Origin of the sequence: Protofrankia sp. CiT1 (assembly GCF_917627335.1) — a bacterium.
GTDB lineage: Bacteria > Actinomycetota > Actinomycetes > Frankiales > Frankiaceae > Protofrankia.
The window spans coordinates 1-23,838 of sequence record NZ_CAKJTP010000063.1 but is presented as its reverse complement, the minus strand read 5'-3'; the positions used below and the strand labels follow the sequence as shown (position 1 = coordinate 23,838).

Here is a 23,838-nt window from a genome sequence, read left to right as displayed (position 1 = left end):
CGGTGGTATGGCTTGTCAGTCGCGCGGTAGCCGTCGAACTCCTCCGAAAGGGTGACTAGTTCGTCCATGGCGGCTTCGCGTGCGGCTCGGCGTAGTTCCTGGTAGGTCAGCACGTCGGGCAACAGGACCCGGCGGTGCCGACCGGGCTGGGTGTAGGGAATTCGCCCCTCGTCGAGCATCCTGACCAGGGTCGGGCGCGAGACGCCGAGGATGTCGGCCGCCTCCTGGGTGGTCAGCTGCTGGTGGTGCGGGGCGATGGTGACGGCTTGGCCGCGGGCCATCGCGAGCACGACATGCTGGAGTACTTCATAGACGGCTGGGGGAAGCAGGGTGCGCGATCCGTCGGGTCCGACCAGTTCGGCGTGGTTGTCCGTACGGCTGATCCGCCCGACGAACGCGACAAGGTCGTCGAGGGACTCGTCCGGGGGAAGGACGGTGCGCTCGGACACCCCAGTGGCCATGGTCTTCCACCTCCTGCACCAGCATACCCAGAATTCGAACGAATCGAAAGTCGATGAAGAACGAGCCCTCGGAGGCGCGGCAGGCCGCATAGGTCGATGACATCGGGCTGCTGCCCGTCGGACCTGACGCCGCCGAAGGGCTCTACCGGCTCGTCGGCGCCGCCTCCGAGAAACGCTCGGTCGCCGTCAGCTCGAACCTGCACCCGGCCGGCTTCGACGAGATCATGCCCAAGACCCTCGCCGCGACCGTCGACCGGCTGCTGCACCACGCCCACCTCTGCCAGACCAGCGGCGACAGCGTCCGCCTCACCCAGGCCCTGTCCGGCAAGGGGTGAAATCCTTGACCTGACCGAGCCGGGCTGTTCCACTGGCCGCCAGTGGGCAGATCTGGTGGCTACCACGGGGCCGTTCTCAATGGCCCTTGACAGACGGCGGCCGGTCGGTCGGTTCGCCGGTCCGGTCGACGTTGGCCGTGACGCGGCGACGCGGTGAGTTTGAGGCGAGCGCTGACGGACTCACCTCGAACTGGTCGACACCGTCGCGTTGGAGCCGGATACTGGTTACACATCCCGCGAAACATGTTGCGGGGGTGCCTGCCCAGGCTGGACGTGAGGTCAGGCTCAGCGCCCGAGTTCGTCAGGCGTCACCGCCGTGGGAGGTAGATGTCATTGAACGGCGACCATTCTTCGCTCCAGCTGTCACGAGAAGAAAACGTGAGCCGCTGTGTGGCCGAGTACGAGTCCGGCGCCGAAGTGCTCACATGTAGGCCGTTGGTGGTATTCCTGGAACTCACCCGTGACTGCAATCTCCACTGCGCGATATGCCGATCTTCGTCCGATAGCTTCCGTGGCATGAACATGCCGAGAGACATTCTTCTGGAGATCGCTGAGGAGCTGTTTCCGAGCGCCGCCCTGGTTGATCTCAGAGGCTGGGGCGAGAGTACCTTGCTGCGTGATTTCGGCTGGAATGTCGAGAAGGCGCTCTCCTACGGGACGCGGCTCCGACTGGTCACGAACGCGCTGTCGCTTCGGCCGTCGGACGCCCGTCTTCTCTTCGATGGCGAGGCGATGGTGGTGGTGTCGGTAGACGCCGTCTCACAGGAGGCCGCCAGTGTTCTGCGGCGAGGATCTGTCCGGCGGCTGTATTCCCAGCTGCGGATGTTGGCGGACACGCGGGCGGCGGCGGGCCGAGGCCGACTGTTCTTCAACACGGTGCTGTCCGCAGCCAACGTTCGAGAGCTGTCCGAGATCGTCGCGGTCGCCGGTTCGGCGGGCGCCGAACGTATGACTCTCTTTCCGGTCGTGGCCGACCGGGACAATCCACTTCATCTTTCTCAGGTCCCGCCGGACCTACTTGTTCGGTCCCTCATTGAGGCGGCGGAGCGCGCGCGACAGGCAGGCCTTGAGCTGCGCCTCGGGGCTTCCCTGACCGAGGATCTTGCGCCGGATGTTCCGGGCATGACGCGCTGCACACACCCCTGGTCGGTCGTCTACATCGACTATCGGGGTGGAGTCGGCTACTGCGACCACCTCATTGGGCATGACAGCCAGATCTTTGCGGAGCTCTCGCCAGATATTGGCGTGCTCGACATCTGGAACGGGCCCGGTTTCCAGGCGCTACGACGCAGGCACGCAGCGGTCCGCGTCTCGGGTACTGAGGGCCTGCTGCGCCACTGTGCGTGGTGTTATGTCCGGCGCCAGACTGACTTCGAGGACGAGGTCTTCGAGGTCGAGAAGGCCCGGATCGCGCCCCTGGCGCTAGCGCTCTCGCGCTCGGCGGGCCGGGCCGGCTGTGGTTACGAGTTTCACGAGTTCATCAATGTGGATTCGGTGCGTCGTCGGGATGGGAACTGATCAGAAGATGCGGATCGGTGTACTTGTTACCAACTACAACTACGGCCGATATCTGCCCGACGCTCTGGGTTCGGTTCAGGCGCAGAACCGGAGGCCGGAAATCGTCGTGGTGGTCGACGACGGATCCACTGACGATTCACTCAAGATCCCGAAGGAATGTACCGCCGACATCCCGTGTGTCCTCTACGCCGAGGACCGGAATCGGGGTCAGCTCTGCGCCTTCCAGCGGGCGGCGGTGAAGCTCGCCGACGAGTCCGACGTTGTCTGCCTCCTGGACGCGGATGACTTCTGGTCCGAGGGCTATCTCAAAGGAGTCGAGGAGGAGTTCCACTCCTATGCTCGGCCGGAGATGGTGTTCTCGGGCCTGCGGTTCGTAGCGGCGACCGCGTCGGCGGGCTCGATAGTGCCGACGGACGTCGTCCCGTTCACTTTTGACGTGGGCTACGGCGACCAGCCGGCCGACTGGCTGCGAACGGTGTTCCTCGGCCAGTGGTTCGGCGCGCCAACCTCGGCGATCGCGGTGCGGTCGCAGCTGTTCGCCGAGCTCGTGCACATTGCCGACGGTTCGGACTGGCGTATCAGAGCAGATGACGTTCTGATGTTCGGTGGCGCGGCTCGGCGGCTTGTCCGAAGGTGGCGTTCGGCACCTGAGGCCGCGGTCTGCTACCGGATCCACGGCCAGAACAGCTTCGCCGGGCGTGAGCCGACCGCGAGCGAGCGTCGACGCCGCGACCTGGCCGTCATCACACTGCTTCGCCCGTACCGAGAGGCCTGGAGGCTGTTCACTGCCCAGGAACGGCTGGAGTGTTTCCAGGAGGAGGCTGATGCGATCTTTGAGACGCTGCCAGCCGAACTGGCGTCGGCAACCTGCCAGTCGTTGGTCGAGGCGGCGGCGACAGACCCCGTTGATTCGGCACGATTTCGCGCTGAGCTGGCGCGGATTCACGTAGAGCGCCAACCAGTGATCAGCGAATGACCTCGGTCTGGGTGTGTCACGCCTCGCCTGGGTAACTAGTCAGGTCCTTTGATCGCGCCGGTGTTGTTGCAGGTCTGATCAGCGTGCGCCGTCGATCTGACGGCCGTCATACGATGTCTTCACAGGGGCCTCCTTCGTCGATGACGTGAGCAACCCCCAGGAACTACCCAGCTGGGAGTGTCACGAGGAGCGGAGGCCCCGCTCCTTCATCGCATCAACGGGCTGGGCGAGGGTGGACCATGTGTACCAGCATCCGAACCGTTTGATCTTGGTTGCTGGCCCTGAAATTACTGTCCGTCCGGTCGCTACGCGGGCCCTGGCCAGGGTCGATGTCCAGTGACCGCGCGGACCTCTACATCGTCTACCGAATCGAACAGGCGTTCCGTAGACCTGGCGGTTCCGGACTCTTCGATCCGTCTCGTGACCGTGATCGTCGGCGTGGTCGTTGCGCTAACGTTCCTCTTCGGCTTCGGGAACGTGCTCGCGCTCGGGCTACGTCTCGGCGTTCCGATATGGGTAGCGCCGCTCGTCGCGCCCGCCGTTGATCTGTCGGTCGTCGGCCTGCTGCTCGGCAGCCGGCAACTCGCTGTGAACGGCGGGCCAGTAGAAGTGCTGCGCTCGGCACGGAGGCTTCTCATCTTCGCGAGCATGGTAACGCTGGCGTTGAACATCGCGGAACCCTTGATTGCCGGCCGGTACGGCAAGGCAGCATTCGACGCCGTCGGACCGGTGCTCCTGATCGGTTGGGCCGAGGTCGCCCCGGGTCTCCTGTACGCCATGCAAATCACAGCGGCCGACCGCCGGCATCTGGCCGAGACGCCGGCTGCCGACAACCCGTCCCCGACAGGGGTCAAGGATCGCCACGCTGCGCCTGCTGTCGAGCCGGTCGGGGATGGGACTGCTGTCGCGGTCCCGCTGTCGCGCGAGCCCGCGCGCGAGGCACACAGGCAGGACCTGCTGCACCGGGCCCGGGCCGAGGATGTGTTGCATTGGCAGCAGCACCAACGCCCGATCTCCGCGGAAACGCTGCGCAAGCGGCTAGCCGTTGGCACCGGCACCGCCCGCGGTCTGGTGACCCGGCTGCGCACCGATACCCACAGCGCACTCGACAGTCAGGCCGGCCCGGCGGCGCCGTAGAGCTCTGGGCCGGTTCCGTCTCGATTGGCTCCGTCGTTCATTCATCGACCCGATTGCGGACCCAATCGGAAATGAGGAAGCCGAGCGCGCAGGACGACCGCCGTGCCTTGAGCTCGGCGGCCGGTGCCGACTGGGAACGGAACGAACGTCGGAAAGATGAAGGTCAAAGGGTACGGCTCGCCCCGACTCCACCGGGACTTGACAGTCCTCCGCTCCGCCGATCGGGAGTGAATCGGGGTGTCGACGTGACCGGCCGACGTCATCTAGGGACGCTCGCACGGGCCAGGGTTGGTCGCCGGGGAGAAGAGGTTTTTGTGGTAGAAGGTGAACGACAGTCCAGCAAGGTCATGGTGGATCGGTCGGAGGGGTTCGGTGAGCGACTGCTGGGTGTGCTGCTGGACCGTGCTCACGAGATGCCGCCGCAGCTGATCGCCCCTCTGGTGGCGGAGGAGATCGGAAGGATTGGTGGCCGGGATGTCTCGATCCTTCTGCAGGACTATGAGCAGTTGATGCTGACGCCGCTGCCTGGCAGGGGCCTCTCGGTCGGGGAGCCCGAGTCGATCGATGACTCTCCTGCCGGCATGGCCTTCCTTCGCGCGATGCCCGTCGAGCAGCAGCAAGGTGATGGAATACGGATGTTCCTGCCGCTGCTGGACGGTAGCGACCAGGTAGGGGTGATGGCCTTCACTCTCGACCGGGTCGATGATGATGACCGGCGCTTGCTGAGGCGGCTCGCCGGCCTTGTCGCCGACATGATTGTCACCAAAAGTAATTATACCGACCAGTTCTTTCGGGCTCGGCGCCGCGAACCCATGAGTGTGGCCGCGGAAATCCAGTGGTCGCTGCTGCCGCCGCTGACCATGATTACCCCGCAGGTCACAGTGGCCGGCATCCTCGAACCCGCCTACAACATCGCGGGCGACAGTTTCGACTACGCCCTCAACGAAGACATCCTCCATGCGGCCGTCATCGACGCCATGGGCCATAGCCTGGACGCCGCGGTGCTGGCAACGGTCGCTATTGGCGCCTACCGGCACGCCAGACGCGCCGACATCGGGCTGGCTGAGCTGTACATGTTCATGGACGCGGCCATCCATAGGCAGTTCGGGCCCGATCACTTCGTCACGGCACAGATGATGCGTCTGGATATTGGAACAGGTCGTCTGCAATGGGTCAATGCGGGTCACCCGCCGGCGCTGCTGATCCGCGATCGTAAGGTTATCCAGGCTCTGGAGGGTCCGGGTACTCTTCCGGTCGGCTTCGGTGGCGATATACCGCAGGTCAATGAACAGACGCTGTGGCGTGGTGACCGGGTGCTGTTCTTCACCGACGGTCTCATCGAGGAGCATGAGAAGGGCGGCGAGCAGTTCGGCGAAGAACGTCTGATCAACTTCGTTGAGAGTGCCCGGGGTAACAGCGCGCGGGAGATGGTGCGGAGTCTGTCTCATGCGTTGATGCGGGAACGGCGCGGGGTCACGACCGACGATGCGACACTTTTCCTAGTCGAGTGGTGCGGAGGCAGCGCCGACCATCTCGCCAGCGTAGATATCTGATCGGAACGGGGGTCGCGTCCGGGCGTCCCCTTTTTCGTGTCGTGCGGGTCCACGGCGACTGTAGTCAGGAGCCGGAGCCTCACGTCCTGGCTCCCGCGCGGCCCACCCTGTCGCAGGCAGGGAGCGGGCCGACATCCGAGCACGGGCGCACCATGATAAAGTGAAGGCCGACCGGAATCCTATGAATCCGGAATCTTCCAGATCTCGATGCCAGGCCGGTCTCAGTGCCGGCCGAGGCCATCCGGCGGCCCTTATCGCCGGACTGAGGCGACCGTCATGATGGCGGGCCACATTGCTGTACCTCTCGGTCAGGTTGGCTTCGCTTTCCGCGACGACGGTGGCGGCGAACCCGTCGAGCTCCAGATTTCCCTGAGGGTCTCCCGGCCCGAGGCGACCACCGGCGGTGGGGCACAGCCGCGGCTGGCCCCGGCCCACGGCAGTCGGTCCGTTGACGGCGGGGGATGCCTGGTTTGGCGACCATGACCGAGTTTGATGATGACCTTGTCATGCTGACGCCGGAGCTGAGTTCGGCGCAGGCGCGGGCCGATGACCTCGACTTGCGTGCTGGCCTGGCCGGCCTCGCTGGTCTGGTGTCCGGTTCCCTGGACCTGCAGGGGCTGCTGACCAGGGTGGCGAGTTTCGCGGCCCAGGCGATCCCCGGCGCTGACGGCGCCGGGGTGACGTTGCTGCGCCCCGACCGGGATGACGACCGGGTCAAGGCGCTGGCGGCGAGCGCGCCGTTTGTCCGGGATATCGACGAGATCCAGTACGTGGTCCTCAACGAAGGTCCCTGTATCACCGCCACTCTCGATCGGCGTACGGTCCGTTCGGGATCGCTCGGCGGCGAACGGCAGTGGCCGCGCTTCGGCCCGCGGGTTGGCCGCCTCGGCGTGCACAGTGTGTTGTCGCTGCCGTTGCTGCTACCGGACCAGGTAGTGGGAGCGATCAACGTCTACGCCCACGGCAAGGACGTCTTCGACGCGCACGCCGCCGAGCTCGGCGAGCTGTTCGCGGCCCCGGCGGCTGTCGCGGTGCACAACGCCCAGGTGCTGGCCCAGGCTCTGAACCTCACGATCCAGCTGCAGGCCGCTCTGTCGAGCAGGCCGGTCATCGATCAGGCCATCGGACTGTTGCGTGGGCGCAACGGTGGGACCGCGGAGGAGGCGTTCGCGCGGCTGCGCGCGATGAGCCAGCGCGAGAACGTCAAACTCGCCGCCGTCGCCGAGCGCATGGTCGATGAGGCGGTCCGTCGTGCCCGCGCCCGCAACCGCGACATGTAGCTCGACTGTCGATCCTCTGTGATCACGCGGCGGGTTCGACCGAGTAGCCTGAGATATGGCACCCTTGGATTCGGGGCCCCGACTCGTGTCCGGTGCCCCACCAAGCACCGCGGCCTGCGGTACTCGGCTTTGTGGCCGAAAATGGGCGTTCGGGGACGCCGTTTCGGAGAAACCCCGCCGTGGATATTTCCACAGCCTTGGCCGCGGACCTCGCGGCTCTCACCGAATCGTTGGACGAGCCCGGCGTGGATGTCTCGCAAACTCTGCGGCAACTCTCTGTCGACGCCAAGATTGCCGTTGGCTCCTATATCGGACTATCGGCCGTACTTTTCGCCGGTGGGCGCGTGCTCACTTTCACCGCGTTCGAAGAGGGCGCCGAACCCGAAGACATCCGTGCCTCTCTACGGCTGTCCCTGCCGCCGCGCGTCTCCGCGGCCGAAGACCCGGAGACCACGATCTTTCTGATCCTCTTTGCCGCGATACCGGGAGCCTTCGTTGACCTCGCGACCGATCTGAGCTGGCTGACCGGCGACGGTCTCAACCGCGGCCCCGGCGGATTCGTCCTCGACGAGGACCTCACAGCGCCGCACGATCCGGCCGCACCGAGCGGGCTGAGGGCACTGTCGATCATCGAGCAGGCCATCGGCGTGCTGATCGGCCGAGGCAGTACGCCCGAGCAGGCCTCGGCGCACCTCGACCTGCTGGCCGCCGACACTCGCGCCGACCGGCTCGCCGCGGCCGGCGCCATCCTCGCCGAGCTGGACACCACGAGTCCGACAGGCCCGGGAGGCGGCGATGGGCGCCCGGCGCGCGCACGGGGGCCTGATAGTGAGGCGGTACCCACCGAACCGCCGCGAGACCCGTAGCGTCACTCGTCGAGTTCACAGTATTGGGTGTAGATCGGTGGCGCGCAGGGCGAGGAGTGCGATGTCGTCGGCATGGGATCCGCCCGTAAAGGCGAGCACATCCGCCTCGATTTCGTCCACGAGATTTCGCGGGCTGAACTGTCCCGTCGCGGCGAGGAGAGCCCGGAGGCGTTCTTCGCCGTACTGTTCGCGGTCCTGTCGAGCTTCGGTGACGCCGTCCGTGTAGAGAAGCAGCGTCTCTCCCGTTCGCAGGGTCATCCGTACATTCCTCAGTCCGGCTTTGGCGTACAGGCCCAGAGGCAGTCCGTGATGCCCGACGGCGCGCACCGCGCCGGCGGAGTTGCGCAGCAGAACGGGCATATGCCCCGCCGACGTGGGGAGCACGCGGACTCCGGCGGACCCTGGAAACAGCATGACGTACGTGGCGGTCAGGAAACGCTCGCCGTCGGGCTCGCGGGTCAGCAACGCGGTGTTGAGGCGGTCGAGTACCCGCGACGGAGTCTTCTCAGCCGTCGCGATGGCGCGGATCGTCTGGCGTGCCCACGCCGCGAGCATCGCAGCTTCCGGCCCGTGGCCGCTGACGTCTCCGATCACGGCGTCCCAGCGTTCCACGATCGGTTCACGCAGCGTGCGTACTCGCTGCGTGTAGGACTCGGAGTCCGCGCCGGCGAACAGGCGCACAGGGAACATGTCGTAGAAGTCGCCCAGTGCCCCCACGCTGTCAGCCGCCGGGAGACAGCGCGCGGCGACCTGCATCCCCGGGACGCCGGACGTCCGCGGGGGCAGCAGACCCGGATATGGCAACAGGTGTGTGAGTCGCTCGTCGACGTCGGGCTCTACGCGCGGTCGCGCTCGCATGAGCCGCCACTTCCCAGCGCCGCGCACGATCCGACGAGGTCGACCGCCACAGGCGCGATCGCCGCGTCGCCACGATCATGAAAATTCACGGTGCCGGCTCGGTCAGCAGCATGCCCACAGGCGTGGACGGCGCGGAGGTGGAAACGTTGTGAGCGGACATGAGGTGCCTCTACAGGAGAGATCACCGATGCGCCCGGCGGCTAGGCCTGCAGCCCATAGGGCCGCGACGCTGACGCGCGGCAGCCCCGGCCCGGGCTGGCTGTTTCCCAGCGGCATAATCGTACGCCGGGCCCGATCGACTGTCCGGCGCCGGACGGAGTGCCCGGTCGCGAAATGTCGTTGGCTGCGCGCGCTATCGACCTGACGGCGATGTCAATAGCTGGTTGCGGTCCTCATGTGTTCTCCTTGGAGCGGCAGCAGAGCACTGCCTGAGGGTGCCGGGCGCGACTACTCACGAAACCACGGCCAGGACCGAGCCCGGTCCGCCGGCGAGGACATTCCGCCGGCGACGCGGAGCCTCGCCCGACAACGCTCTGCTCGACGAGGCGCTGTCGTCGAGCAGAGCAGCTTGCGGCCCGTCGATACGGCTCCGACGGCAGGCAGGCGCCGCTCACCCACCGGGTCTGGTGGTCGGGTCATCCGGCCTTCTTCGGAGTGTGCTCGGCGTGTCCGCGGAGGCTGAAGCGGCCAGCGCGGCGGTGTAGTGCCCGCATCGTGGAAGAACGCCGGCGAGCGGGTGGGGTGATGCCGGCGCCGCGGTAGAAGACCCGCTTGCCGGCCTCGATCAGCGCGAGGTAGCCGATGACCAGGCCGACCAGCGCCGCGAAGAACGCGAGGGGCAGCGGACTGAGACCGAGGAGGTGCGCGAGCGGGCTTGCTGGGAGCACCGACCCGATGATCACGACGGTCACGGCCGCGAGAGCCAGCGGCAGGCTCGGGCGGCTGCGGAAGAACGGCACGTGCCGGGTCCGGACCGCGAAGATCACGAGGGTCTGGGTGGCGAGGGATTCCACGAACCAGCCGGAACGGAACTCGCCGGCGCCGGCGTGGAAGATCCACAGCATGACGCCGAAGGTGACGAAGTCGAACACGGAGCTGAGCGGGCCGAAGAACATCATGAATCGGCGGATGAAGCCGATGTCCCATTGCGAGGGTGCGCGTAGCTGCGCCTCGTCGACGTGGTCGGTGGGGATGGCGAGCTGGCTGGTGTCGTAGAGCAGGTTGTTCAGCAGGATCTGGGACGGCAGCATCGGCAGGAATGACAGGAACAGTGAGGCGCCGGCGGCGGAGAACATGTTCCCGAAGTTGCTGGAGGTTCCCATCAGGACGTATTTGATGGTGTTTGCGAAGATTCGTCTGCCTTCGGCGACGCCGTCGGCGAGCACGTCGAGGTTCTTCTCCAGCAGGATCACGTCGGCGGCGTCCTTGGCGACGTCGGTGGCGGAGTCGACGGAGATCCCGACGTCGGCGGCGTGTAGGGCGAGCGCGTCGTTGACGCCGTCGCCGAGGAAGGCGACTCCGCCGCCGCTGCGGCGCTGCACGCGGACGATCCGGGCTTTGTCCTGCGGGCTTACCCGGGCGAAGACGGTCGTTGCGCCGATGGCCGTGGCGAGCGCGTCGTCGTCCAGTTCGTCCAGCTGGGTACCCGTCATGGCGTTGCCGCTGTCCAGGCCGAGGTCGTGGCAGACCTTGACCGCGACGGCCGCGTTGTCGCCGGTCACGACCTTGACCGCGATGCCCAGCCCGGCCAGTCGGGTGAGCGCGCCGGCGGCGTCGGGCTTGGGAGGGTCGAGGAACACCAGCAGGCCGGCCAGCCGCAGGTGTCGCTCGTCGGCTGCCGTCGGTGCGCGGTCCTCGGTGGTGGGGCGGGTGGCGACGGCGACGACCCGGTTGCCGGCCGCGAACTCGGCGGCCAGCTGGTCCCGCGCCGTCTGGGGCACGTCGAGGCAGCGGTCCAGGACGGATTCCGGGGCGCCCTTGGTTACCAGGGTGATCTGGTCGGCGGTGTCGCGGACCAGGACCGAGACCATTTTCCGGTCGTGATCGAAGGGCAGCGTGCCCAGGCGGGTGTAGGCGCCGAGCGCGGCCAGCTGCCCGGGAACCGGCGGAGCCCGCCATAGCGCCTGGTCGAGCGGGTTTCCGCCCACGACGTCCGTCCCCGCCGCCGGCATGTTCTCGGTGGCGAGCAGCCCCCACCGCAGGACCGTCTCAGCGTCGGTGTCCGTGGCGGGTACCGCGCGCATGTAGTCGATGTGTCCGGCGGTCAGAGTGCCGGTCTTGTCGGTGAACAGGACGTCGACGTTGCCCAGGTCCTCGATGCAGATCAGCCGTTTGACGAGCACCTTGCGCGCGCTCATCCGTCGCGACCCGGCGGCGAGGCTGCTGGACACGACCGCCGGGAGCAGCTGGGGGGTGATGCCGACGGCGATCGCCAGCGAGAACAGCAGCGCATCCATGATCGGCCGATGGAGCGCCACGCTGAGCACGAAGATCGACGTGGTCAGCGCCCCGGCGACGTAGACGAGCAGCATCGAGAACTTGCGCAGCCCGATCTGGAACTCGGTGTCCATCGGGTGGGTGCTCAGTCCGGCGGCGATCTTGCCGAGCTCGGTGCGCGGGCCGGTGGCGACCACGACGCCGGTCCCGCTTCCGGCGTTGACCACGGTGCCCATCAGCGCGCAGCCGGTCAGCTCGGCCAGCGGCGTGCCGGCGGGCACCGGTTCGGTGTCCTTGTCGACCGGCAGTGCCTCGCCGGTCAGCACTGATTCGTCGCACGCCAGCCCGGTGGCTTCCAGCAGGCGGATGTCGGCCGGGACGACGTCGCCTAGGCGAAGCGCCACCACGTCGCCCGGCACCAGGTCGGTGACGTCGATCGAGGTCGACGTCGCGTCGCGGATGACCACGGTCTCGTGGCGGATCTGATCGTGGAGCGCCTCGGCGGCTTTCTCGGCCCGGAACTCGTTGACGAACCCCAGCGTCACCGACAGGGCGACGATCACGCCGATGATGACCGCGTCGCCGCGTTCACCCACGAAGTAGGACGCCAGCGCGGCAGTCAGCAGCAGCGCCAGCAGCGGTGACCGCAGCTGATGCCACAGCACCGGAAGCAGCCGAGCCCGGTGCGAGGAAACCGCGTTCGGCCCCCACCGCGCGCGCCGCCGGACGATCTCGCTCGCCGACAGGCCCGAGCCCGCCGAGCTGCCGAGCTGGCGCAGCAGGTCGGCTCCGGCCACTCCCGCGACAGCGCTGATATCCGGCGCCACGCCCGGCTCCCTGGTCGACACGGCCGTAGCCGTCATGAGTGCTCACCGCCAGGGACCCGGACGGTCGTGACATCGGTCGAGTCCAGGATCGCGCTCGTCGGGAGGTCAGGGATCTCGCGGCGCATCGTCCGGGTTTTCTAGACGAGCCAGGGCAGGCGTCGGACCAGGGGGGTGGTGGCCCAGAGGCGGCCGAGTCCGAGGGTGCGACCGGCGCCGAGGAAGGCGAGGACGACGAGGACCGCGGCGTAGATGAGGTGTTCGTCAAGGAACGGGTTGCTGGCCGGTGGGAGGACGGCGCTCCACATCATGACGGTCAGGACTGCCCCGCCGGTCGCGGCCAGCCACATGCCGATGCCGAGGATCAGTGCTGTGCCGATCGCGACCAGGGCGATCATGAACAGGGCGTCGGCGAAGGTCGTGCCGGCCAGCGAGTGGTAGAAGCCGGTGAGTGGGCCTTTGGCGGCGGAGCCGAGGAATCCCTTGGTGGGGCTACCGCCGTGGATCCACGCCTTCGCCGAGGTCGTGTCGTGGCCCAGGCCGAATGTCTTGTCCAGGAATGCCCACAGGAACACCCAGCCCAGGGCGAGCCGGATGCCTGCCAGCAGGTAGCGGACGGCCGGAGCTGGGCGCCCGTTGTCATCGACGCGCGGAGGCGTCGGCGTGCCAGCGGGTCGGTTGATGGTCTCGGCCGGGGTGTCGTGCTGATGGGCGATGTCGACCATCGCGCTCACATTCCTTCGTTTCTCGTGGATCAGATGCGCTGTCTCGCTCAGGTACCCGGGGTCGCTGTCGCTGGCCAGGTCCATGCGGAGATGAGCGGGTCGTCCTCGCCGTGCGCGCGGGTGTAGGCGCGGGCCGCGATGCGGGTGTCGGACATCAGCTGGCGTGTCGTCGCGGCGTGGCTGCCGAGCGTGGGGACCCGGTCGATGACGTCCATGACCAGGTGGTATCGGTCGAGGTCGTTGAGCATGACCATGTCGAACGGTGTGGTCGTGGTGCCTTCTTCTTTGTAGCCGCGGACGTGCAGGCCGTGGTGGTTGTTGCGGCGGTAGGTGAGCTGGTGGATGACCGACGGGTAGCCGTGGAAGGCGAAGATGGTCGGGGTGTCCGGGGGGAACAGCGCGTCGAAGTCGCGGTCGGAGAGCCCGTGCGGGTGTTCGGTCTCGGGGACCAGGCGCATGAGGTCGACGACGTTGACGACCCGGACGTTCAGAGCGGGCAGGTGGATGCGCAGCAGGTCCGCGGCGGCGAGCGTTTCGAGGGTGGAGATGTCGCCCGCGCAGGCGAGCACGACGTCGGGGTTGTCGTGACCGGTGCTGGCCCACGGCCAGATCCCGAGGCCGCGGGTGCAGTGCGCGACGGCCTCGTCCATGTCCAGGTAGGTCAGCGCGGGCTGTTTGCCGGCGATGACGAGGTTGATGTAGTCCCGGCTGCGTAGGCAGTGGTCGGCCACGGAGAGCAGGGTGTTGGCATCCGGTGGCAGGTAGACCCGGACGATCTCCGACTTCTTGGTGATGAGGTGGTCGATGAAGCCGGGGTCCTGGTGGGAGAAGCCGTTGTTGTCCTGGCGCCAGACGTGTGAGGACAGCAGGTAGTTCAGCGACGCGATGGGGGCGCGCCAGGGGATGCGGCGGCTGGTCTTGAGCCATTTGGCGTGCTGGTTGACCATGGAGTCGACGATGTGGATGAACGCCTCGTAGCAGTTGAACAGCCCGTGGCGGCCGGTGAGCAGATAGCCCTCCAGCCAGCCCTGGCACAGGTGCTCGGAGAGGATCTCCATGACCCGTCCGTCCGGCGCGAGGTGGTCGTCGCCGGGCAGCGTGGCGGCGTCCCAGGCCCGGTCCGTCGTCTCGAAGACGGCAGTGAGCCGGTTGGAGACGGTCTCGTCCGGGCCGACGAGGCGGAACCGGTCCGGGTTGTTCGCGATGACGTCGCGCAGGAAGACGCCGAGTACCCGGGTGGCCTCGCTGGTCTGCGTGGCCGGGTGGGTGACGGGGACGGCGTAGCCCCGGAAGTCGGGCAGGGCGAGGTCGCGCAGTAGCCGGCCGCCGTTGGCGTGCGGGTTCGCGCTCATCCGGCGATCCCCGCGTGGGGCGAGCGCCTGGAGTTCAGGGAGGAGCCTGCCGGCGGCGTCGAAGAGCTCCTCGGGCCGGTAACCGCGCATCCACTCCTCGAGTTGGGCGCGGTGGACGGGGTTGGTACGGGTCTCGGCGAGGGGTACCTGATGGGCACGCCAGGTGCCCTCGACCGGGAGGCCGTCGACGATCTTCGGTCCGGTCCAGCCCTTCGGCGTGCGCAGCACGATCATCGGCCACCGCGGCCGGTCCCGGCTCCCGTGGGTGCGGGCGCCGTCCTGGATGGAAGCGATCTCATCGAACGCCTGGTCGAGAGTGGCCGCGAGCTGTTCGTGGACGTGGAACGGGTCGTCGCCGCTGACGAAGTGCGGTTCGTACCCGTAGCCGCGCATCAGCTGGGCGAGTTCGGCGGTGTCGATGCGGGCCAGCACCGCAGGGTTAGCGATCTTGTAGCCGTTGAGGTGCAGGACCGGCAGGACAGCCCCGTCCGTCACCGGGTTCAGGAACTTGTTCGAATGCCAGCTGGCGGCGAGCGGACCGGTCTCGGCCTCGCCGTCGCCGACGACGCACAGGGCGACCAGGTCCGGGTTGTCGAAGACGGCGCCGTAGGCGTGGACGAGGGAGTAGCCGAGCTCGCCGCCCTCGTGGATCGAGCCCGGGGTCTCCGGCGCGACGTGGCTGGGAATGCCGCCGGGGAAGGAGAACTGCCGGAACAGGGTCCGCAGGCCGTCCTCGTCCCGGCTGACCGCCGGATAGGTCTCGCTGTAGGTGCCGTCGAGATAGGCGCCCGCGACCAGGCCCGGACCGCCGTGGCCTGGACCGGTCACGAATAGCACGTTGAGGTCCCGCTCGTTGATCACCCGGTTCAGGTGCGCGTACAGCAGGTTCAGGCCAGGCGTCGTGCCCCAGTGCCCGAGCAGCCGCGGCTTGACGTGCTCGGCGCGCAGTGGTTCCCGTAGCAACGGGTTGTCCATCAGGTAGATCTGACCGACGGACAGGTAGTTCGCGGCCCGCCAATAGGCGTCCAGCAACGTCAGCTCACCTCGGCGCGCCGAGGTGACAGCCACCTCGTCCGCAGTGTCCGTTGTCACGTCGGTCATCGGTTCGGTCATGGCGTGGCTCATTGCGTCACCCACGGTGGTTGGTGCTGGAACTCGGCCTGTGATCGGGCGAGGACCCCGCGACGGGTCCGCGCCGAAGCTGAAGCCAGCTCCTCGCACGGGACGAACCCGGGATGGAGAAGCGACAAGAGGAGACGGGCCGAGAGCGCGCATGGTCATCCCATTCGTGGATCACGATCAGCGGAGGCTGCCCAGTGGCGAGCGAACGCTCACAGATCCCGAGCGAGGCTGCGAGGGATCTGGCCTGGACTGGCTGCTACCCAACCAACGTCAGCGTACCGCCATCCGCGCAGCCTCGGAGTCGAACGGCAGCCCGAGCGTCCGCAGACGTGGCAGCCGGCGCGGACCGTTGGGATCACAGAGGGATTTCGGAGGTCGGCTTCCACGCCTGTGTCGGCCTCGGCGAGCGGCGACCGGCCGGCTGGGGATCGCTGACCGGCGGGCGGCGCCCACCAGCCGGTCCCAGGCGTCAGGTGGGCTGGCCCGCGGGAAGAACGTCCCACCGGACGCGCCACCACCCGCTCCGGCGCAGCCGGGTGGACAGAATGATCCGAACCGCGTCATCAGGTCGTCCCACCCCTGGCCTGTTCGGATTTGGCCAGGCCGTGGGTATTCATCTGGCGCCGAGGGTACGCCGCCCCGCGCGATGGCGGCGATCGGATCAGACTGATCCACGACTGCGCCTCGGGGCTGGCCTCCCGAGTAGCGGCGGCGTCGGTTCGCCGGTGAGCCGGTTGAGCGGCTAGGACGTGATGAGCTGTTGCAACCGGTCCCGGCTCGCGTGTTCGACGAGGTTCGGGACGTAATGCGTGATCGTCGCGTGTGTCAACGGTGCGTAGCAGCTGCGCACTACCGCCTCGACGGTGGGGCCTGGCACCGTCCCGTCGTAGGCGGTTTGGAGGCGTTGAATCAGGATTGTGATCCGCTCGGGAAATTCGTCCCGGACCGGGATCAAGTTCATGACGCTTTGCCTCGACCGAGCGAGATCCTGTGGTGCTGCGTTGACCTCTTGGCGGCGTCGTATCTGACCGTGCTGGTAGCCACGACGGCTCCTTCTCCTGGGACAGTGGCCCCAGGAATTCGGGGCTGTCAGCGGCGATCGCCACCTGTCAGCCCGACTTTGAGTTTACGCCGCGAAACGGATCCGGCGCTACGGGTCTCGTGGCGGCTGGGTGGGTGTCGGCCCCCGGTCGGGGCCGTGTGCGCGCGGTGGGCGCCGTTCGTCGGAGCGCAGGCCTGTCGTGCTCGGCAGGTCTAGTTCGGCGAGGATCGTCTCTGCTGCGGTGGGCCGGTCGACGCTGGTGTAGGCGGCTAGCAGGTCGAGGTGCTGATGCGCCTGTTCCAGGGTGTTGCCTTGGCTGATCAGTACGCCGATGGCCTGGTCGACGGTGGACAGGGCTTTCAGCCCGCTGGGTGTGTCCGGATCGGGTGGCACCGTGAGGTCTTCGTCGAGGACGAAGGCGGCGGTGTCGAGGCTCCCGGCGAGCCAGCTCAGATCGGTCGCAAGGTCAAGAAATGCTCCGGGCGTCGCGGCGAAGAGGATCAGGGATGCGGTGGCCGCGGGATCTTCGGTTCCGGAGACGTTAGTCGGAAGTGATATCCGTAGCGAGGCGCGGATTTCTTCGGGCTCGGCGTCCTCCTCAAGCGCGGTGAATTCCAGGCGCCGTCCGCCGACCGAGAACATGGCCGAGAGCCCAAGATAGGAGTGGACCGCAGTCTTGGTGTCGGCGGCGAGTTGCCGCAGGGTTTGTGAGATATCCGTGCCGGGTTCGTCCAGTGATTCCGTGAGAGCGGCGAGATCCGCGGCCCAAGCGGTGGAAATGTCCACAGCGGGGTTCTCCGAAACGGCGTCCCCGAACGCCTGTTTTCGGCCACGGAGCCGAGTACCGCAGGTCGCGGTGCTGGGTGGGGCACCGGACACGAGTCAGGGCCCCGCATCCAAGGGTGCCGTCTTTCACGGTACTCGGTTGGGCCGGCCGCCCAACCGCGGCGGACGGGCGGTCGGGTTACGTCTGGTGGCTGCGGGCGCGGGCGCGACGGACCGCCTCATCGACGATGCGCTGCGCGACGACGGCGAGTTTGACGTTCTCGTGCTGGCTGATCGCGCGCAGCCGCGCGAACGCCTCCTCCGCGGTCGCGCCGGTACGGCCGCGGAGCAGTCCGATGGCCTGGTCGATGACGGGCCTGCTCGACAGGGCGGTCTGTAGCTGGATCGTGAGGTTCAGAGCCTGGGTCAGCACCTGGGCGTTGTGGACCGCGACCGCGGCCGGGGCCGCGAACAGTTCCCCGAGTTCGGCGGCGTGGTCGTCGAAGACGTCCTTGCCGTGGGCGTAGACGTTGATCGCGCCCACCACCTGGTCCGGTAGCAGCAACGGCAGCGACAGGGCGCTGTGCACCCCGAGGCGGCTGACCCGCGGGCCGAAACGCCGCCACTGGCGGTCGCCGCCCAGGGATCCCGAGCGGACCGTGCGCCGGTCGAGGGTAGCGGTGATGCAGGGGCCTTCGTTGAGGACGACGTATTGGATCTCGTCGATGTCCCGGACGAACGGCGCGCTCGCGGCCAGTGCCTCGATTTTGGTGCCTTCCCGGTCGGCGCGCAGCAACGTCACCCCGGCACCGTCGGCGCCGGGGATCGCTCGGGTGGCGAAGCTCGCCACCCGGGTGAGCAGTTCCTGAAGGTCGAGGGACCCGGACACCAGGCCGGCGAGACCGGCCAGGCCCGCCCGCAGGTCGAGGTCATCGGCCCGTTCCTGCTCGAAACTCAGTGCCGGCGCGACAACGGTGATCTCATCGTCGAACTCTGTCATGGCCGCGTCACCTGCATGTCTGCCCTCCGTGCCGGGCCAGCGGCCGGCCCGGGACGATAGCCCGCAGGTGGTTGGGCGATGGGTGGGTGCGCGATCGTGTCGCTGAGTTGGGCGGCGTCGACCTGGTAGAGAAGTGTGGATGTTCGGCCCGTCTTCATGACGGTCACCTAACCCCGGCGATAAGAGCCGCCAGATGGCCGCAGCCGGGAGGCGACACCGACTCGACGTCGATATTCGTAGAGATCCGGCCGATGCCGAAGCTACCACAGCGCCCTAGCACGCGTTCGATCGTGAACTTCCGTCCGTGGTTGGGCCGAGCGTGGGGATGTTCGGACACCGATGCATCGCGCGGGCGGGCGGGCGGACACCGCGGCCACGCTGCCGCGCGCGGCAGCGTGGCCGCCTGTTGACGCCTCGTCGACATTCGGGTGCTCTTCGGGCTATGCTCGGCCTGCTAGGACATAGCCGGCTCGGGATCGGGAACGCCGCGTAGCTGCCGCGGGACCGCGAGTGTGTTACTCACGCTCGAGCGCCGCCAAGTGATCGTCCTCAGGGTGTCATCTGTGACAGTGTCCAAGGCCTCCGATCGCCTTTGCGCCACTATTTCCGTCTGCGTTTCCTCGTCATCCCCGACCGGGCCGCTGGGTGGGTCGCCGCCGCGTGGCCAGGCACGCCTTGATCATCGACCGTCGGCTGGGATCGGGCGAACGTAGTGGAGTACCGGCGCGATTTTCTCGACGTTCTACTGGGACCCCTCGACAGCACCGAACGGCCCCGCGTGCTGGCCCAGCTCGGAGCCGAAAACGCACGCCAAGGCCTCACGGTCCTGCGTCGGGGTTCCGGTCCCTCCGGGGCCGCGGTGGGGATCGTCACCTCGCATCACGACCAGGTCACGACCGTCCACCTCCTCTCCGCGGCCGGCGTGGTCGCCGCGACATTCCGGGACGCCCTCGACCACGGGATGCACGCCAGGCAACCGCTGCTGGTCGTGGACCTCGGCGAAGTGCCGTCCCTCGGCGCGGCCGCCCTGGAAGTGCTGCTCGCTGCCGCGTCCCGGGCCGCGCGGCGCGGGAGCCGGATCACTGTCCGTGGCGCCCAGCCCGCGGTCTTCCAGGAGTTCCTCGACGCCGGCCTGGTCGTGACGCTCGACGTCCATCCCGCACACCGCCAAGCCGCCGGAATCAGACAGCAGGGAGCACCATGAGCATCATCGCCTGGATCGTGCTGGGACTCATCGCCGGCCTGATCGCCGAAAGGCTGACCGGGGAACGTACCGGCTGGGTCGTCGCGGGAATCGCCGGGATCGCCGGCGCCCTGCTCGGCGGCTGGCTCGCCAAGGTGCTTTTCCACGTCCATTCCCTCCACACGTTCTTCAACGTGTCGACGTGGATCACCGCGATCGTTGGGGCTGTCATCGTTCTGCTGGCCGTTCGCCTGATCACCGGGACGACTGGACATGCGCCACGGGGACGTCGACGCACCACGTCGCGCCACTGACCATGACGAAGACTCTCCTCCCGGTCCCCACGCCGAAGGCGCGGCGCCCGCACAGGTTCGCCTCCCGCTTCCATACCGACATCTACGCCCCGGCCGACCGGACCATCGTGCGCGCGCACGGTGAGATCGACCGCGCCACCCGCACCGCGTTCCGTGCGGCGCTGACGGCCGGCCTGCAGCGGCCACCCTCGCTGCTGATCGTCGACCTCGCCGGCGTGTCCGCGCTGGGCACCTCGGGCCTGGCAGTCCTGCTCGGCGTCGCGAACCGCGCGGCCCACGCCGGCATCCCCATCATGATCATCGGAGCCCGTCCCCGGGTCTACCGGCGCTTCGCCCTGACCCGCCTGGTCGACCGGCTCGATGTGCACCCCACCCCGACCACCCGGACCCTCATACCAGCCGCCGACCCTGCCACCGACCCACCCATCAGCTCAGCCCAGGGATAGATGCCCACGTCGTCCGTGCAGTGGAACTGGTTGGAACTGACTTTATGATCATCATCATCGCGTCCGTGATCCTCTGCACGCCGTACCTCGTGAGCACCCTGCTCCGGGCCCGGCGCACCCGCACTGCCAGCCGGGTCCGCCCGCAACAGGTGGGCGTGAAGACGCGGATCGGGGCCAAGGTCGAGACGGTCAGCCCCGACGAGCCAACGTGGAGTGCGTTGGATGACCGTCAGCTCACCCGCCTCCTGATCGCCGCCGCACCGCGCGCCACCACCGAATAGGACTCCTGTATGACGAAAAGCGAGATGTTCACCGCCGCCCGCCTGGATCTGGAATACCCCATGTCCCTGGGCGTGTACGACCACTACGCCGACGCCCAGCAGGTGGTCGACTACCTCGCTGACCTGGACTTCCCCGTGCAGAACGTGGAAATTGTCGGCACCGAGTTGCGTTCCATCGAACGTGTCACCGGACGCCTGACCCGCGGAAAGATCGCCGCGGCCGGCGCGCTGTCCGGGCTCTGGATCGGACTGTTCGTCGGGATCGCGTTCAGCCTGTTCGGCGATCGGAACCAACTCGGCTTTTTCTTCACCACGCCGCTGCTCGGGGCCGTGTTCGGGCTGGCCTGGAGCCAGCTCGGCTACAGCACGGCGACCCGGCACGGCAGCCGCGACTTCGCCTCGGTCAACCAGATCGTGGCCACCAAGTACGAAGTTCTCGTGGAGCACGCGCACGCCGCTCGCGCGCATGAACTCCTCGCGGCCATGCCGCGCAGGGCGACGGTCTGAGATATCGCCGATCGGTATAACGTCGATGTGGTTGGGAGCTTCAGCCAGTTCGGCAGCAGAGGACGGCAAAGTTCCGGCGAACCCCGGGGGACTTGTACGCCTAACCACCGCTTTGCACCGGCGCCAGGCATCCATGCTCGGATTAATAGCCGTCCGAGACTCGGCGCCGGTTCCACCGCCAGCTCCCATCGATCGGCCGTGCGGACGAGATTCCGGCGTCATTTGTCAACCTCAGCCTTGCGGGCGATGGGTGCCGCTCGCGCGCATGTCGGCATGCTGATATCGGGGCGTATACTCAAAGACGGGACGCCGGCGGCAGTCGCCGATCGGGCCAGCCCCCAATTTCTGGGTCAATTTCCCGGGACAAGGAGCCGTCATGGCTACCGATTTCGTCCAACAGCCCGAAGCCGATGGCCCACCGCGCGTGCCCGAGGATCATGTGGTGCGGTCGACCCGGACGAGCCGTATCTGGACCGCCGCGATCCTGTCGGCTCTCATCTTGATCTTTCTTCTGATCTTCATCGTGGAGAACGGCCAGCGGGTCACCGTGTCGTTCCTGGGAATCGACGGCCATCTACCACTCGGGGTCGCGTTGCTGTTCGCGGCGATCGCTGGCGCGCTGCTCCTCGCGATACCAGGCGTGGGGCGCATCTTCCAGCTCCGCCGCGTGGCTCGACATCACCGGGCTACCGAAGCCGAACCACCGTCGGTGCGCTGACGGCCCGCCTTCCGCACTCCCGCGACGAGCGCCGGGACGAAAATCGCGATCGTTCGGGTATGGGTCCGCGGTGCTACTGTCATAACAGACCGGAAAGTCACGGGTATCGATGCCAAGTCGATGTCGGCACCGGTCTGGGCCATCCGGTGGTTCTCGTCGCCGGAGTGAGGCGGCCGTCATGATGACAGGCCCGATGACTGTACTTCTCGACCAGGCTGATTCCTCGCGTATGGACGATGACGGCGGCGCTCCCACGAGGCTGCGGACCGCGGCGGTGGGCGCGCGCCCGGGGCTCGCTGCCGGCAGCGGCAGGCTGTCGCTGGCCGTGGCACTCGGTCGAAAATCCTTCGACGGCGCGTGGTGGCCGCAATCCTGGCGCCTGGCCAGCGAGCTTCCCGCGCTCGTCGCAGCACTGTCGGACGCGGGTGAGACGGTCGGCCGGATGTCGGTGAACGGTGACATCTGGACCGACATTCCTCGCCGGTTCACGACGGCCACCGGCCCGTCGGTGCGGGTCAGCTGGTTTCGCACCCTCGATCCGCACACGGTGACGCTGTCGGGCGGCTACGGGCCGCGACTCGTGCTGCTCGTGATCCCGCCCCAGACAGCCCCCGAACCAGCCCAAGAGGTACTCCGGATGGCCGCGGATGGCCGACTGGTCGGCCCCGCCGGCCAGATACTGCGCACCGCAGGCATCACATTTCCACCGGAATGACATGCTCATTATTTCCCCCCGCCGACATGGCCGGTGCCGCCTGACCGGCGATCGGGCGGCGTGCCGGTGACTGCATAAGCAACTCTCCGCCGCGCGGAAAGGAATTTACGTTCGCGGCCGACAGGACAGTTCCCTGCTGTGCGTCAGCCAGCAGGCTGGCGGCGGTCTGGGGAGCGGGGACGGTCAGCGCGCCAGCAGCGAGGTGAAGGCGATGAACGGGCAGCAGTCCTGCTCGGCCGCGGCAATCCGTGCGGCGAGGTCCGGGCTGGGGCAGGATCGTCAGGCGCAGCCCGCGGATGACGGTCGCCGCCCGGCTGCTGCGCGAGGGACGGGCGCCGCTGCGCCGCATAGCGGGCGACGTCGGCTACGACTCGGAGTTCGCCTTCGCCCGCGCCTTCAAACGCGTCGTCGGCCAGTCCCCCGGCCGCTACCGCTCCGAACATCGCCCGCAGGACTGATCTCGTCGAGTATGTGCGCAGTCGTGGATGGTCCCCCAGTCCGCCGCGTTGGTTCTCGAATTTCGACCGATGTCAGGGCCAGACGGTGAAGCCCTCGTGGCGGATGGTCCAGCCGGCGTCGCGTGGAATCCTGGGCAGTCGGTGGCACCGTCCCAGCCGGCGGCCATGAGGGAGACGGCCGCGAGCAGGCCGCCGTTTGCCGGGAGGTCGATCGGCAGGGCGCTGCCGATCGGCAGGGCGTGGCCGGCCGGTGAGTACTGGTTCTTGGCCGAGTTCGTGAGCAGGGTGTCAACGGCCAGGTCGGGGCGGCCGATCCGGGTCGCGGCCATGGCCATGGTGGGGAAGTCCCAGCCCAGGAGCTGCTCCAGTCCCAGTCTGCGCGGACGTCGAGCAGCGTCGCTTCCATCGTGGCGCTACTACAAGCAGCAGGACTTCACGGCGCCCGAGACCTCCACATCGGCAGCTGGTCCGGACAGCTACTCGTACTCCCGCTCACCCCACAGCCATGACCAGCGCGGCGCCGAGCCGATCGAGAAGAAGATCTGCGAGCCGTTGGGAGGTCGGATCGCGCCGGCGGGACCCGCACGGGAAGCGGTCTCGCTGATCGCACGATGACCTCGACCCGAACGTGGCGACACTCCGTGCGCACCCGGCCCTTTCGGGGCAGTCGGCGTCGGGAGCGTCGGGAGCGCCGCGATCTCGACAGATCACACCGTGGTCAGCGGTACGCCTGCCAGGCACATCGACACGACCCTCTACATCAGGCTGGCGTCGACGGCGCGCTCCACAGCGCCAGCGGGCGGTCCGATGTCACGTACAGCAACTAAAGCGTCCGGTCAAGCGGAGACCATGTTTCCGTACGAACCGAATGATCATGCAGCCGAGCTGGGCGTTTAGGTAGCAGTCGCTGCCCTGGGCTGGTAGGTGCAACTTATCTGCCCAGGTCAGAGGCTAATCACTCTCCGT

22 protein-coding genes and 2 pseudogenes are annotated in these 23,838 nt (G+C 67.6%); 16 read left to right on the top strand and 8 right to left on the bottom strand.

Features of this window, described 5'->3' with window-relative positions:
- A partial coding sequence (locus MJ785_RS12340; RefSeq protein ID WP_239380929.1) for an excisionase family DNA-binding protein occupies positions 1-461 on the bottom strand: 461 nt, incomplete at its 3' end.
- A 92-nt stretch (positions 462-553) separates the two neighbouring features.
- Between MJ785_RS12340 and MJ785_RS12335 the strand changes: the two are divergent.
- The 7 genes and pseudogenes from MJ785_RS12335 to MJ785_RS12305 all read left to right on the top strand — a co-directional run.
- Positions 554-796: pseudogene (locus MJ785_RS12335) on the top strand (ATP-binding protein); the annotation flags it as partial.
- Positions 797-1,123: 327 nt separating this feature from the next.
- Positions 1,124-2,314 (top strand): radical SAM protein, encoded by a 1,191-nt coding sequence (locus MJ785_RS12330; protein WP_239380920.1) that lies wholly within the window; start codon positions 1,124-1,126, stop codon positions 2,312-2,314.
- On the top strand, positions 2,304-3,290 hold the full coding sequence (locus MJ785_RS12325; protein WP_239374314.1) for a glycosyltransferase family A protein: 987 nt from the start codon (positions 2,304-2,306) through the stop codon (positions 3,288-3,290). The genes MJ785_RS12330 and MJ785_RS12325 overlap by 11 nt, the downstream gene beginning before the upstream one ends.
- A 336-nt stretch (positions 3,291-3,626) precedes the next feature.
- Entirely contained in the window at positions 3,627-4,427 is an 801-nt protein-coding gene (locus MJ785_RS12320; protein ID WP_239309739.1) for a hypothetical protein, read from the top strand.
- Between the two features lie 314 nt (positions 4,428-4,741).
- Entirely contained in the window at positions 4,742-5,980 is a 1,239-nt protein-coding gene (locus MJ785_RS12315; protein ID WP_239309738.1) for a PP2C family protein-serine/threonine phosphatase, read from the top strand.
- Between the two features lie 479 nt (positions 5,981-6,459).
- Positions 6,460-7,260: a GAF and ANTAR domain-containing protein gene (locus MJ785_RS12310; RefSeq protein ID WP_239380918.1), complete on the top strand. Its 801-nt coding sequence runs from the start codon at positions 6,460-6,462 to the stop codon at positions 7,258-7,260.
- 179 nt (positions 7,261-7,439) lie between these two features.
- Positions 7,440-8,126 carry a hypothetical protein gene (locus MJ785_RS12305; protein WP_239309736.1) on the top strand — a complete coding sequence of 229 codons (687 nt, stop codon included), beginning with the start codon at positions 7,440-7,442 and terminating at the stop codon, positions 8,124-8,126.
- A 15-nt stretch (positions 8,127-8,141) separates the two neighbouring features.
- Here the strand turns inward: MJ785_RS12305 and MJ785_RS12300 are convergent, their stop codons facing one another.
- The 7 genes from MJ785_RS12300 to MJ785_RS12270 all read right to left on the bottom strand — a co-directional run bounded on the left by MJ785_RS12300 (position 8,142) and on the right by MJ785_RS12270 (position 18,250).
- Positions 8,142-8,984 carry a PP2C family protein-serine/threonine phosphatase gene (locus tag MJ785_RS12300; RefSeq protein ID WP_239309735.1) on the bottom strand — a complete coding sequence of 281 codons (843 nt, stop codon included), beginning with the start codon at positions 8,982-8,984 and terminating at the stop codon, positions 8,142-8,144.
- Between the two features lie 635 nt (positions 8,985-9,619).
- Positions 9,620-12,283 (bottom strand): magnesium-translocating P-type ATPase, encoded by a 2,664-nt coding sequence (gene mgtA, locus MJ785_RS12295; protein WP_239309734.1) that lies wholly within the window; start codon positions 12,281-12,283, stop codon positions 9,620-9,622.
- A gap of 101 nt (positions 12,284-12,384) precedes the next feature.
- A complete protein-coding gene (locus MJ785_RS12290) occupies positions 12,385-12,969 on the bottom strand; it encodes a hypothetical protein (RefSeq protein ID WP_239380933.1) in 585 nt (194 codons plus the stop codon).
- A gap of 47 nt (positions 12,970-13,016) precedes the next feature.
- Positions 13,017-15,422: a phosphoketolase gene (locus MJ785_RS12285; RefSeq protein ID WP_239309744.1), complete on the bottom strand. Its 2,406-nt coding sequence runs from the start codon at positions 15,420-15,422 to the stop codon at positions 13,017-13,019.
- Between the two features lie 763 nt (positions 15,423-16,185).
- Positions 16,186-16,404: a three-helix bundle dimerization domain-containing protein gene (locus MJ785_RS12280; RefSeq protein ID WP_239309733.1), complete on the bottom strand. Its 219-nt coding sequence runs from the start codon at positions 16,402-16,404 to the stop codon at positions 16,186-16,188.
- 189 nt (positions 16,405-16,593) lie between these two features.
- Positions 16,594-17,271, bottom strand: coding sequence for a hypothetical protein (locus MJ785_RS12275; RefSeq protein WP_239309732.1), 678 nt, complete (start codon positions 17,269-17,271; stop codon positions 16,594-16,596).
- A gap of 178 nt (positions 17,272-17,449) precedes the next feature.
- Complete coding sequence (locus MJ785_RS12270) at positions 17,450-18,250, bottom strand: GAF and ANTAR domain-containing protein (protein WP_239309731.1); 801 nt, start codon at positions 18,248-18,250, stop codon at positions 17,450-17,452.
- 712 nt (positions 18,251-18,962) lie between these two features.
- Between MJ785_RS12270 and MJ785_RS12265 the strand changes: the two genes are divergently transcribed.
- From MJ785_RS12265 to MJ785_RS12225, 9 genes and pseudogenes are all read left to right on the top strand, one after another.
- Positions 18,963-19,454, top strand: coding sequence for an STAS domain-containing protein (locus MJ785_RS12265; protein ID WP_239309730.1), 492 nt, complete (start codon positions 18,963-18,965; stop codon positions 19,452-19,454).
- Positions 19,451-19,747, top strand: a complete 297-nt coding sequence (locus MJ785_RS12260; protein WP_239309728.1) for a GlsB/YeaQ/YmgE family stress response membrane protein — start codon at positions 19,451-19,453, stop codon at positions 19,745-19,747. The genes MJ785_RS12265 and MJ785_RS12260 overlap by 4 nt, the downstream gene beginning before the upstream one ends.
- Before the next feature lie 2 nt (positions 19,748-19,749).
- Complete coding sequence (locus MJ785_RS12255) at positions 19,750-20,193, top strand: STAS domain-containing protein (RefSeq protein WP_239309727.1); 444 nt, start codon at positions 19,750-19,752, stop codon at positions 20,191-20,193.
- A 44-nt stretch (positions 20,194-20,237) separates the two neighbouring features.
- Positions 20,238-20,474 (top strand): hypothetical protein, encoded by a 237-nt coding sequence (locus MJ785_RS12250; RefSeq protein ID WP_239309726.1) that lies wholly within the window; start codon positions 20,238-20,240, stop codon positions 20,472-20,474.
- A gap of 9 nt (positions 20,475-20,483) precedes the next feature.
- Positions 20,484-20,981: a general stress protein gene (locus MJ785_RS12245; protein ID WP_239309724.1), complete on the top strand. Its 498-nt coding sequence runs from the start codon at positions 20,484-20,486 to the stop codon at positions 20,979-20,981.
- 376 nt (positions 20,982-21,357) lie between these two features.
- A complete protein-coding gene (locus MJ785_RS12240) occupies positions 21,358-21,699 on the top strand; it encodes a lipopolysaccharide assembly protein LapA domain-containing protein (RefSeq protein ID WP_239374302.1) in 342 nt (113 codons plus the stop codon).
- Positions 21,700-21,892: 193 nt separating this feature from the next.
- Positions 21,893-22,414 carry a DUF5994 family protein gene (locus MJ785_RS12235; RefSeq protein ID WP_239309721.1) on the top strand — a complete coding sequence of 174 codons (522 nt, stop codon included), beginning with the start codon at positions 21,893-21,895 and terminating at the stop codon, positions 22,412-22,414.
- 293 nt (positions 22,415-22,707) lie between these two features.
- A pseudogene (locus tag MJ785_RS12230) lies at positions 22,708-22,872 on the top strand (helix-turn-helix domain-containing protein); the annotation flags it as partial.
- Positions 22,873-22,968: 96 nt separating this feature from the next.
- On the top strand, positions 22,969-23,487 hold the full coding sequence (locus MJ785_RS12225; protein WP_239380914.1) for a hypothetical protein: 519 nt from the start codon (positions 22,969-22,971) through the stop codon (positions 23,485-23,487).
- Positions 23,488-23,838 lie beyond the last annotated feature (351 nt).